The sequence below is a fragment of the Luteitalea sp. genome (assembly GCF_044337415.1).
Classification (GTDB): Bacteria; Acidobacteriota; Vicinamibacteria; order Vicinamibacterales; family Vicinamibacteraceae; genus Luteitalea.
Map to the genome: position 1 here is coordinate 1 of NZ_JBIINP010000128.1, position 12,120 is coordinate 12,120.

General features: G+C 70.6%; 7 protein-coding genes. 2 read left to right on the top strand and 5 right to left on the bottom strand.

The genetic code is table 11. The features are described 5' to 3' along the window. Positions 1-45 precede the first annotated feature (45 nt). From ACIRDX_RS15905 to ACIRDX_RS15920, 4 genes are all read right to left on the bottom strand, one after another. Positions 46-3,234: an efflux RND transporter permease subunit gene (locus ACIRDX_RS15905; protein ID WP_396626417.1), complete on the bottom strand. Its 3,189-nt coding sequence runs from the start codon at positions 3,232-3,234 to the stop codon at positions 46-48. A gap of 12 nt (positions 3,235-3,246) precedes the next feature. Beyond that, complete coding sequence (locus ACIRDX_RS15910; protein ID WP_396626418.1) at positions 3,247-4,449, bottom strand: efflux RND transporter periplasmic adaptor subunit; 1,203 nt, start codon at positions 4,447-4,449, stop codon at positions 3,247-3,249. Positions 4,450-4,454: 5 nt separating this feature from the next. Then, positions 4,455-4,982, bottom strand: coding sequence for a hypothetical protein (locus tag ACIRDX_RS15915; protein WP_396626419.1), 528 nt, complete (start codon positions 4,980-4,982; stop codon positions 4,455-4,457). 287 nt (positions 4,983-5,269) lie between these two features. Next, entirely contained in the window at positions 5,270-7,261 is a 1,992-nt protein-coding gene (locus ACIRDX_RS15920; protein ID WP_396626420.1) for a S9 family peptidase, read from the bottom strand. A gap of 232 nt (positions 7,262-7,493) precedes the next feature. Between ACIRDX_RS15920 and ACIRDX_RS15925 the strand changes: the two genes are divergently transcribed. Next, on the top strand, positions 7,494-9,749 hold the full coding sequence (locus ACIRDX_RS15925) for a CHASE domain-containing protein (protein ID WP_396626421.1): 2,256 nt from the start codon (positions 7,494-7,496) through the stop codon (positions 9,747-9,749). Positions 9,750-9,818: 69 nt separating this feature from the next. On the opposite strand, the gene ACIRDX_RS15930 is transcribed toward ACIRDX_RS15925, so the two are convergent. Continuing rightward, on the bottom strand, positions 9,819-10,550 hold the full coding sequence (locus ACIRDX_RS15930) for a hypothetical protein (RefSeq protein ID WP_396626422.1): 732 nt from the start codon (positions 10,548-10,550) through the stop codon (positions 9,819-9,821). Between the two features lie 80 nt (positions 10,551-10,630). On the opposite strand from ACIRDX_RS15930, the gene ACIRDX_RS15935 reads away from it, so the two are divergent. Then, on the top strand, positions 10,631-12,120 hold a 1,490-nt coding region (locus ACIRDX_RS15935; protein ID WP_396626423.1), incomplete at its 3' end, for a PQQ-dependent sugar dehydrogenase.

The following is a 12,120-nucleotide window of genomic DNA, read 5'->3' on the forward strand; positions in this document are numbered from 1 at the left end:
ACTGCCGACTGCCGACCGCCGACTGCCGTCTGCCGAAGGCCTTCATCAGTGGCCTCCTTCCGCGACCGCCGCGGCAGGCGCGTGGTCGTGACCGGCGGGGGGCGACTTCGGCGCAGGCGGCCCCGTGAACTTCTCCGCCATGCCCTGAATCAGCACGTACAGCACCGGCACCGTGAAGACCGCCAGCACCGTCGCCGCGATCATGCCGCCGATCACCGGGATGCCCACGGAGACCTTCGACGCGGCGCCCGCGCCGCTCGCCTTCGCGAGCGGGATGCACCCGAGGATGAACGCCAGCGAGGTCATCAGGATCGGCCGCAGGCGCAGCTTCGCGCCCTGCAGCGCCGCCTCGCGCAGCGGCATGCCGCTCTCGCGGTTCATCTTGGCGAACTCGACGATGAGAATCGCGTTCTTGGCGGCGAGGCCGACCAGCGTGACGAGCCCGATCTGCGCGTACACGTTGAAGGAGAGGCCGACGAGCCACAGCGACCCGAGTGCGCCGAGCACGCCGAGGGGCACCGCCAGCAGCACCGCGAAGGGCACCGCCCAGCTCTCGTACAGGGCCGCGAGGAACAGGAAGACCACGAGGATCGACAGGATGAACACGCCGGTCGCGCCGCCGCTCGCTTCCTTCTCCTGTCGCGCCAGGCCGGTCCACTCGTACCGGTAGCCGGGAGGCATCGTGGTGGCCGCGATCTCCTCGAACGCCGCGATGGCCTGCCCCGAGCTGTAGCCGGCGGCCGGCAAGGCGCTGATCTCGGCGGTGCGGAACAGGTTGTACCGCTGCAGGAACCGGGTGCCCGTCTCGGGCTTCGGCTTCACCAGCGTGTCCATCGGCACCAGTTCACCGGTGGCCGACTTCACGAAGATGTTGCGCAGCGCGGAGATGTCGCGCCGGTACTCGGGCGCGGCCTGGACCAGCACCTTGTAGTTACTGCCGAAGCGGCTGAAGTCGTTCACCTGCACGCCGCCGAGGAACGCCTGCAGCGAGGTGAACACCGAGTTGATCGGCACGCCCAGCTTCTTGGCCTTCTCGCGATCGACGTCGAGGTTGTAGGCCGGCGTCCCTGCCGAGAAGCTCGTGCTCGCGCGCGAGATCTCCGGGCGCTTCTGCGCCTCGGCGAGGAAGGCGCGCGTGGCCGCCATCAACTCGGCCGGGGGCGTGCCGCCGGGCGCCTGCAGCATGAACGACAGGCCGCCGGTGTTGCCGAGGCCCGGGATGGGCGGTGGGTTGAACGGCACCACGATGGCCTCGGGAATCGCCGCCAGCTGCCGCGCGAGCTGCCCGAACACCGCGCGCAACTGCAGCTCCGGCGCATGGCGCTCCTCCCACGGCTTCAGGCGCACCACCACGAATCCGGCGTTCGGCGCGGCGGTGCCCGACACGAGGTCGTTGCCGATGATCGAGATCGCCGACTCCACCGCCGGGTGCTCGAGCACGGTCGCCTCGGCACGGTCGATGACCGCGCGCGTGCGCTCGATCGACGCGCCCTCCGGCAGGACCGTCTGCACGAAGAAGTAGCCCATGTCCTCGTCGGGCACGAACCCGCCGGGCACGATCGCGAACAGGCGCGAGATGACGAAGAACACCACGCCCATCAACGCGATGGTGGCGAGGCTGCCGCGGATGGCGGCACTCACGCCCCGCCCGTAGACGTTGGTCAGCCAGTCGAAGCCGCGGTTGAACGCCTCGAAGAAGCGCGTGATGGGGTTGCGGCTCGTGCCGACCGGCGGCTTCGGCTTCAGCATCAGCGCGCACAGCGCCGGCGTCAGCGTGAGCGCGACGAGCGCCGAGAACAGCACCGACACGGCGACCGTCAGCGCGAACTGCTTGTACAGCTGCCCGGTGATGCCCGGGATGAACGCCATCGGCACGAACACGGCCGCGAGGATGAGCGCGATGGCCATCACCGGGCCCGACACCTCGTCCATCGCCTTGCGGGTGGCCTCGAGTGGCGACAGCTTCTCGTGGGCCATGATGTGCTCGACCGCCTCCACCACCACGATCGCGTCGTCGACGACGATGCCGATGGCCAGGACCATGCCGAACAGCGAGAGCGTGTTCACCGAGAAGCCGAGCGCCGAGTAGGCGATGAACGTCGCCACCAGCGACACCGGCACGGCCAGCATCGGGATGAGCGTCGCGCGCCAGCTCTGGAGGAAGATGAACACGACGATCAGCACGAGGATGAGGGCTTCCTCGAAGGTCTTCACGACCTCCTCGATCGAGGCGGTCACGAACTCGGTGTTGTCGACGACGATCTGGTAGTCGAGGCCGGTGGGGAACTGCGCCTTCAGGGCCTCGAGTTCCTTCTTGATGCCGTCGGCCGACTGCAGCGCGTTGGCGCCCGGCGCCAGCGCGATCGACACGACCGTGCCCGGCTTGCGCTTGTAGGTCGTCTGGAAGTTGTAGCCCTTGGCACCGAGTTCCACCGTGCCCACGTCGCGGATCCGCACGAACGAGCCCGAGGGCGTGCTCGTGAGGATCATGTCCGCGAACTCCTTCGGGTCGGTCAGGCGGCCCTTCACCCGCACCGGGTACTGGATCGCGAGATCCTTCGGCGCCGGCGGCTGGCCGAGCGTGCCGGCGGGCGCCTGCACGTTCTGCTCGCGGATGGTCCGCACCACGTCGTCGACCGTCAGGCCGTACGACGCCAGCTTGTCGGGCTGCAGCCAGATGCGCATGCCGAACGGGTCGCCGAACACCTTCACGTCGCCGATGCCGCGCACGCGCTTGAGCGCGTCGACGACGTTGAGCAGCGTGTAGTTGTTGGTGAACTGCTGGTCGAAGGTGCCGTCGGGCGAGTACACCGACAGGAACATCAGCGTGTCGGGCGACACCTTGTTGACGGTGACGCCCGCGTTGATCACCTCGGACGGCAGCGAGGAGTTGGCCTGCGACACGCGGTTCTGCACCTCCACCGCGGCCAGGTCGGGGTCGCGGGAGAGGTCGAGGGTCACCGTGATGACCGACGAGCCGTCGTTGCCGCTCACCGACTTGATGTACAGCATGTCGGTGACGCCGTTGATCTTCTGGTCGATCGGCGTCGTCACGGCCTCCTCGACGACGTCCGAGCTGGCGCCGAGGTAGTAGCTGTTGACCGTGACCGTGGGCAGCGCGATGTTCGGGAACTGCGCGATCGGCAGCGAGAACAGCGTGAGCGTGCCCGCGAGCACGAGGAACAGCGAGATGACGATCGCGAAGACCGGCCGGTCGATGAAGAAGCGGGCCATGGCTGGTCTGGCCTACTTCGCCGCGCCGGCGGCAGGTGCGGCGGCCGCAGCCGTGGTGTCGGCGAGTTCCGCTTCCGTGATTGGCGAGACCTGCAGCGTCGTACCCGGACGCGCCTTCAGCGTGCCCTCGACGACGACGCGGTCGCCTGCCTTGAGGCCCGACGTCACGATCACGTAGCTGGCGGTGCGTGCCCCGAGCTTCACCGGTCGAAGTTCGGCCTTCTCGCCCGCGCCCACCACGGTCACGAAGTACTGCCCGAGCTGCTCCTGCACGGCGCGATCGGGCACGAGGAGCGCCTTCTCCACGCGATCGCTGATGAGCTTGATGCGGCCGTAGAGCCCGGGGCGCAGCAGGCCGCCGGTGTTGTCGAACTGGGCGCGCAGCGTGTAGGACCCCGTCTTCGGGTCGATGGCGCGGTCGCCGAAGTTGATGGTGCCCGGGAGCGGGTACTCGCTGCCGTCGGCCAGCGTGAGCGTGACGCGCTTGAGGCGCTCGAGCGCGGCGGCGCGGTCGACGGGTGCGGCGAAGCGGCGCGTGAATTCCAGCAGCTGCGCCTCGGCGACGCTGAAGTACACCCACGCAGGGTTGTCCTGCGAGATCTTCGCGAGCACCGTGTTGCCCGCGGCCACGAGACCGCCGGGCATCAGCAGCGCCTCGCCGATGCGGCCCGTGATCGGGGCCGTCACCGTGGCGTACTCGATGGCGAGGTTCGCGGCCGAGATGCCGGCCTTGACCGCCTCGACGCGCGCCGCTGCCTGCTTCTCGGCGGCCAGGGCGTTGTCGTAGATCTGGCGCGCGATGGCCTGTGTCTTCACCAGCGGCGCGTAGCGCGCCACGTCCTCGCGCGCCTTCTGCAGCATCGTCTCGGCCTCGGCCACCTGGGCCTGCGCCTGCGCGAGCTGCACCCGGAACTCGCGGTCGTCGACGCGGAACAGCAGGGCCCCCTTCTTGACGATCGACCCGTCGACGAAGTGCTTGCTCATCATCACGCCGGTGACGCGCGAGCGGACCTCCACTTCCTCCGAGCCCCGCACTTCGCCGACGTACTCGTTGGCGATGTCGGTGGTGCGCTCGATGACCGGCATGGCCTTCACCGCGACCACCGGTGGTGGCGGGGCCGGCGGCGCCGGCTTGCTGCAGGCCGCCACCAGGAACAGTGGCAGGAGCGACGCGGCTCTGGCGAACGACGGGGCGTGGGGGAGACGTGCGTTCATGACGATTACTGAGCCTTCTTCCAGACGGTGCGCGCGAGCACGCGCGCGCCATCGCGGGTCTCGAGCGAGAGCGTGTCGCCCTCGAAAGAGTAGTGCCGCACCTTGTCGGGCGACATGGTCGTCGGCAGCGCGTCGGGAGCGACGTTGCCGCTCACATCGGCGAGGACGATGCGCTTGCCGCCGGCATCCACCACCGCCCGGCCCTTCATCGCGAGGGCGTTCGCACCCGCTCCGGCAGCCGCGGCGTCGGGCAGGGCCCCCGACAATTCGAGGTTGCCGTAGGCGTCGTACGTGAGGCGCCCGGTCGCCTGGACGGTCTTGGGCGCCCCCGCCGCGTCGAAGACCGTGAAGCTGACCAGCGACCACGCGCCTTCCAGTTGCTTGCGCACGGCGGCGGTCGATTCGCCCCCCGTATCGACGGCGGTCGTGCGGAGCGGCTTCTGGCGGGGGGCGGCGGCGCAGCCCGCCAGCAGTCCACTGGCCAACAGGCAGGCAACGGGCAGGGCCGCGGCGCGATGTCCGAGGCTACGCATGGGAGAGTCCTCTCGATAGGGCGGCCGAATGGACGCGATCAGCCGCGCAGGCAGTCTACCCCAGCCATTACGAGGCAATACGCCGCATCTTTGGCCTTTCGATGCTGCGGCACGCGACGCGGGAGCGCCAGTCCTACTTAGTGCTAGCGGAACGTGCGGCTGCCCGAATCGGGCAGCCGGGCGTTGGGTACCGGGTACGGGGTACCGGGTATCGGGTATCGGGGAGCGGGGAGCGGGGAGCGCGCGTCGCTTGCCTGAGCCCTGAGCCCTGAGCCGTGAGCCCTGACCTAGTTCGCCCCGAGCCACTTCGCCAGCCAGCCGTGCACCTCGCGGTAGAAGAACCGGCTGTTCTCGGCCCGCAGGATCCAGTGGTTCTCCTCGGGGAACACGATGAGGCGGCTGGGCACCTGCTGGCGCTGCAGCGATACGAACAGTTGCAGGGCGTTGTTGGCTGGGACGCGGTAGTCGCGCTCGCCCACGGTGACCAGCATCGGCGTCTTCAACTTGTCGGCGCGGAACAGCGGCGACTGCTTCGCCCAGGTGGCCGGATCCTTCCAGACCGGCCCGCCCATGTTGCGTTCCCGCGAGTAGGCGATGTCGCTGGTGCCCCACTGGGCCGCCAGGTCGAACAGCCCGGCGTGGCTGACCAGGGCCCGATAGCGGGTTGTGGTCACGCCCATCCAGTTGGCGAGGTGTCCGCCGTAGGACGCGCCGCCCGCGACCTGCCTGGTGGCATCGATGAAGGGGAACCTCCTGATCGCCTCGTCGGCGGCCTCGTTGATCTCGATGGCCGGTCCCTCGAGCGGATCGCCCTGGATCTTCTGGGCGAACGCTTCGCCGAACCCCGTCGATCCGATGTAGTTGGTGAGCAGCACGACGTAGCCGGGCGCGCCCAGCAGGTGGTAGTTCCAGCGCAGTACCCACTCGTCGCGCCAGGCGCCGTGCGGGCCGCCGTGCATCACGACGAACAGCGGGTACTTCTTCGCGGGGTCGAAGTTCGGCGGACGCACGAGCAGGCTGTGCACCCGGGTGCCGCGCGAACTCGTGAACCAGAAGGCCTCGGGGCGCGGCAGGTCCAGCGCCGCCACCCGCGACTCGGTGAACCGCGTGAGCGGCGTCCTGGCGCCCGTGGCCAGGTCCACGCGCACGACCTCGGGCGGATGGGCGGCGCTCTGCCACAGTGCCACCACCGTGGGAGCGGCGGCCGGCCCGCCCACGTCGACGCCGGTCAGCGTGCCTGCGTCGAGTGACCCGACCTCGACCGGCGTGCCGCCCGTCGAAGGCAGCGTGTAGAGCCGTTCGTGGCCCTGATCCTCGGCCGTGAACACCAGGCGGGCGCCGTCGGCCGTCACCTGAGGCGACGCGATGGGACGGTCGAACGCCGGAGCGACCTGGCGGGCGGTGCCCATGGCTGGCCATGCGAACCGCACCAGCCGACCCATCACGTAGACACGGTCGGACGCGGGCTCCATCACGGCGTAGAGCGTCGAGCCGTCGGGGCTGAACGTCGGCGCCCCGAAGGACTCCTCGCCTGGCGTCAGCCGGCGTGGTTCCCCGCCCGCCGCATCGACGAACCACAGCGCCGTGACCACTTCGGCGCGGGCCGCCTCGGCGCGGTTGACCGAGGCCGCAAACACCACGCCCGATCCGTCGGGCACCCACGCGGCCGCGATGTTCTCGGCGCCGCTGCCGACCTGTCCGCTGAAACCGGGGCCGGTCACCAGCGCGGATCCGGCCAGCAGGTCGCGCGCCGGGGCGCCAGGCGTGAGGGGCTGTAGCAGCAGGCTGGCATGCCGGTCGTCGAGCCACCGGTCGAAGTCGCGGACCGGGAAGCTGTCGTAGACGCGGGCCGTGTACGGGCGGGCCTTGCGCTCGGCGGCGGCGGCCTTGTTCTCGGCATCCGTCCGGGCTCCCGGGTACACATCGCTGGTGAACAGGATGGCCGTGCCGTCGGGGCGCCACCGGGGCGCGCGGGCGCCGGTGGACACCTGCGTCACCCGCTGCGCCTCGCCGCCGTGCACCACGTCGATTACGTAAATCTGCGGCGCCTCGTCGTCTCCGCGCCTGGCCGAGAACGCCACGCGGGTGCCGTCCTGGCTCCAAGCCACGCCGTTTTCGCCGCCGGGTGTGCTCGTGAGCCGGCGCGGGGGCGCACTGCCGTCGGTCGGCACGATCCACAGGTCGCTGGCCTGCTGCTTGTCGTCGTAGGCCGGTTCGAGCACCGCCACCACGGCCCTGGTGCCGTCGGGGCTGATGGCCGGCACGCCTACCCGTGGCATGGTCCAGAGATCCGGATGGGTGATGGGCCGACGGGGCGATTGTGCGCCGGCACCCGCCGTGAGGAGGGGGCAGACGACCAACAGGCAGGACAGGACGCGACGAGTCGGCAACCGCATGTCGCCAAGGTACTCCCGCCGAGCCCGGCCGTCACTACGGGCGTGAGGCGGATGTGCCGATAACCCTTTGGTGACTTTGGGTAGGTCCAGCCCCGGAGGGAAGGGGCACTGGCGCGTGACGGGGTGGCGGACCGCCGCCACGGCCGTCGGCCTGTGCCTGCTCCTGACCCTCGCGGCGTGGAAGATCGTGGCCGAGCAGGTCCACCGCGCCGAGGCCGGCCTCTTCCAGCAACGCACCGAGCGCGTGCTCACCACCATGCGGGCGCGGTTCGCCTCTGCCAAGCAGGCCGTCTACGCGACGCGCGCCCTCGTCGGGGCGAGGGGCGAGGCGAGCAGCGAGGACTGGGCCCGGTTCGTCACGGGCATCGCGCCCTTCATGAACGAGGGCGTCGTGGGCCTCGGGCGCGTCGAGCGGGTCGCCCGCGCCGACGTCGACGCACTCGAGCGCCGTGTCCGGGCCGAAGGGCAGCCTTCCTTCATCGTCGAGCGGGGCGGAAAGAACCCCTACCTGTATGTCGTGACCCGGGTCGAGCCCGCACATCGCAACGAGGGGGCGCTCGGTCTCGACGTCGGATCGGGCACCACGCGTCGCCGGGCGGCAGAGCGGGCCATGCGGAGCGGCGAGGCCGCGCTGTCGCGACGCATCCGGGTGATCGAGGGGGCGCGGGAGGTGCCAGGCTTCCTGCTGTTCCTGCCCGTGTACGCGCCGGGACGCCCTGCCGACACCGCCGAACGGCGCGAGGCCGCACTCACGGGATGGGTGTACGCCTCGCTCCGCATCGACGAGCTCACCCGCGGCCTGGTCGACGCCGGTGGCCCCGACATCGCGTTCGCCATCCGCGAGGACGCCCAGGCGGGCGGCGTGGCCCCGCTCTTCGACACGGGACTGGCCGCGGCCGATGGCACCTTCACCCGCCGGGCGCCGCTCGAGCTCGATGGCGAGCGCTGGATCTTCGACTTCCGTGCCCGCCCGTCGGCCGATCCGCTCGGCGCGACGATCCTGCCGACCGTGGTGCTGACCGTGGGCCTGTTCGCGTCAGCCCTCGTGGGGCTCCTCAGCCTGGCCATGACCAACGCCCGCTCGCGCGCCGAGGCGCTCGCCGAGCAGACGACGGCCGAACTCGTCCGGACCAACGCCGACCTCGCGCGGGCCGCCGAGGCGTCGCGCGACCTGGCCGAGCAGGCCACCCAGGCCAGTCTCGCGAAGAGCCAGTTCCTCGCGATGATGAGCCACGAGATCCGCACGCCGATGAACGGCGTGATCGGGATGACCAGCCTGCTCCTGCAGACACCCCTGGCTCCGGAGCAGCGCGATTACGCCGACACGATCAGGACGAGCGGCGATGCGCTGCTGGCAGTCATCGACGACATCCTCGACTTCTCCAAGATCGAGTCCGGCCGCTTCGACCTCGCGCCAGCCCCCTTCGAGCTCCGCACCTGCCTGCAGGGCACGCTCGCCATCCTCACGGCGCGCGCGGCCGAGAAGGGCCTCACCCTCACCAGTCACGTGGACGACGATGTGCCGCAGCAGGTGGTGGGCGATGCCAACCGCCTGCGGCAGGTGCTGGTCAACCTGATCGGCAACGCCGTCAAGTTCACCGACGAGGGCGAGGTCGCCCTCGAGGTCCGTCGCGACCCGGCGGCCGGCCCCGACGCGATGATCATCGAGGTCCGCGACACCGGCATCGGCATCCCCGCGGATGCGATCGCCCGGCTGTTCCAGCCCTTCACGCAGGTCGATGCATCCACCTCGCGACGCTTCGGCGGCACCGGGCTCGGGCTGGCCATCAGTCGACGCCTCATCGAGTTGATGCAGGGACGCATCGAGGTGGAGAGCATCGAGCAGGCCGGATCGACCTTCCGGGTCCACGTGGACCTGCCGGCCGCGCCCGCCGCGCTGCTCGAGGCGCCCGCCCAGGTCGACCCCGGCGGTGTGCCGACGTCGACGCTCCCGTGTGGGCGACGCCCGCAGGCGCTGCTGGCCGAGGACAACGCCGTCAATCGCAAGGTGGCCCTCGCGATGCTGAAGCAATTGGGGTGGGACGTCGAGGCGGTCGTCGACGGCCAGGACGCACTCGAGGCGCTGGAGCGGCGCGACTACGACGTGCTGCTGCTCGACGTGCAGATGCCGCGGGTGGACGGCTTGACGGTGGCGCGCCACGTCGTGGCAGCCGAACCGGATCCGGCGAGGCGGCCGTGGATGATCGCGGTGACCGCCAACGCGATCCTCGGCGACCGCGAAGCGTGCCTTGCGGCGGGTATGGACGACTTCGTGGCCAAGCCGATGAAGTCGCGCGACCTCGAGGCCGCACTCACGCGGGCCCTGGCGCAGCCCGGCCGCGGCCTGGTGGCCGAGCGGCGGGTCAGTTAGGTTCGGCAGTCGGCAGTCGGCAGTCGGCAGTCGGCTGTCGGCTGTCGGCGCGCCCCGAGTCCCGACCGGCTATCTCGCCGACGTGCAGGGGCGGGGGCGGAATCCGGCGCGGGCAAAGAGGATGCGCGTGAAGGACTCGCTCGTGTCCTCGATCAGGCGCACCTGGCCGTCGCTGTAAATCCGGCGCGTGGGCGTGGCGTCGGCCCCACCGGTCTCCCGCAGCACCGTCGACGTGCCGTCGGCCCACACCACGTACACCTTGCCCTCGTCCATGGCCACGCGGATGCGGTCGGCGCCGCACTGGTAGGGGATACCCACGGGCACCGGCGGCGGCGCGGCGACCGTTGGCATCACCGGCTGCGGCGGCGGCTCGGGCGGCTTGACGGCGGGGATGAAGGCCACCTCGACGGCCGCGCCCTTGGGAGGGGCAATCCGGAGGCGCAGCGCCGTCGCCGTCAGTTCGAGCACCTCGACCTTCGACGTCACGTTGCGCTCGGTGAACACCAGGCCGTTGACGTCCTCGGCCCAGGTGCCCACGTACGGCGTCCGGGACGCCGACGACACGGCGAGCGTGTTGTCGGACAGGAAGACGTACAGGGCGCCAGTGGGCGGCGTGCCGCTCGACTGATCGACGATCCACACCCGATCGACGAGCCGCTCGATCCGCGGTGCGATGGATCGCGCCGGGGCGGCAGCGGGCGTGGCGGCCGGCGCGGTCGCCGGCGCCTGATCCGCGGCCAACGGGGCCACGACACTGGCAGCGAAGAGCAGCGGGGCGAAGACACGCGCGCGCGACGGCATGACCCGATTGTGCACCGGCCGGCGTCGCGGGCGTGCATCTCCTCGACACGCCCCCCCGGTTTGTGTACAAGTCTCGGCCTGTGCGTCCCTTCCGCCTCGGTGTCCTCCTCGTCCTCGCCCTCACGGCCGCGTGCCGTCCGGCCACCAGCCCTTCCGCGCCTGCCGGCAACGGAGGACTGGCGCTGCCGGGTGGCTTCTCGGCCACCGTCTTCCACGACGGCGTGGGCCGCGCCCGGCACATGGCGGTCACCCCGGACGGCATCGTCTACGTCAAGCTGCGCGGCCCGTGGTGGGGCGACCCGCCGGCCGGCTTCAAGGGCATCGTTGCCCTGCGCGACGTGGGCGGCGATGGGCGGGCCGACGAGATCGAGCGCTTCGGGGCGTACGAGGACACGGGCGACTACGGCACGGCGATGCGCCTCTACGAGGGGCACATCTACTTTTCGACGGCCGGCGAGGTTTACCGGCAGAAGCTGGTGCCCGGACGCCTCGTCCCCGACACGTCGGTCGAGCTGATCCTCAAGCACAACTACAAGCGCGAAGGCAGCTCGTACGAGCACATCGCCAAGCCCATCGCGTTCGACGACGCGGGACACCTGTATGTGCCGTTCGGGGCGCCGGGCGACGCGTGCCAGGACAAGAACCGGCAGCCAGGCGCCCCTGGCGCCGATCCGTGTGGTCAGCTGGAGTGGCACGGCGGCGTCTGGCGGTTCGATGCGCGCCGGCCCGGCCAGACCGAGAAGGACGGCGTCCGCTACGCGACCGGCATCCGCAGCCTCGTGGCGATGACGTGGAACCCGCAGGCGCGCGACCTGTACGCGCTGCAGCACGGACGCGACGACCTGTACCGCTCGTGGTCGCAGTACTACTCGCGCTGGCAGAGCGCGGTGCTGCCCTCGGAGGAGTTCTTCCGGGTCACGAAGGGCTTCGACGGCGGGTGGCCGTACTACTACTTCGACTGGATGCAGGGCAAGAAGCTGCTGAACCCCGAGTACGGCGGCGACGGGAAGAAGGAGGGCCAGGGCGCGAGCCTGACCCGGCCGCTCATCGGCTTCCCGGGCCACTTCGCGCCCAACGACCTGCTGTTCTACGACGGCACCCAGTTCCCCGAGCGCTACCGACACGGCGCGTTCATCGCGTTCCACGGCAGCACGATCCGCGTGCCGTACTCGCAGGCCGGCTACATCGTCGCGTTCGTGCCGATGAAGGACGGCGTGCCGTCCGGCGACTGGGAAGTGTTCGCTGACGGGTTTGCCGGCATCGACCCGATCCCCAACACCACCGACGCCCTGGCGCGGCCCATGGGGCTGGCGCAGGGACCCGACGGGTCGATCTACGTGAGCGACAGCGTCAAGGGGAAGATCTGGAAGATCAGCTATCGCGGCAACCGGGCGGCCTTCGGCGCGGCGCAGCTGGCCGGGATGGCCGAGCGCAAGGCGACGCAGGCGCACATCCGGCAGCCAGACGAGCAGAAGGACGTCATCGGCGGCGTGGCGCTGGCCGAGGGCGCGCAGCTCTACCAGACCTACTGCGTCGCCTGCCACCAGGCCGATGGCAAGGGCGACGGCAA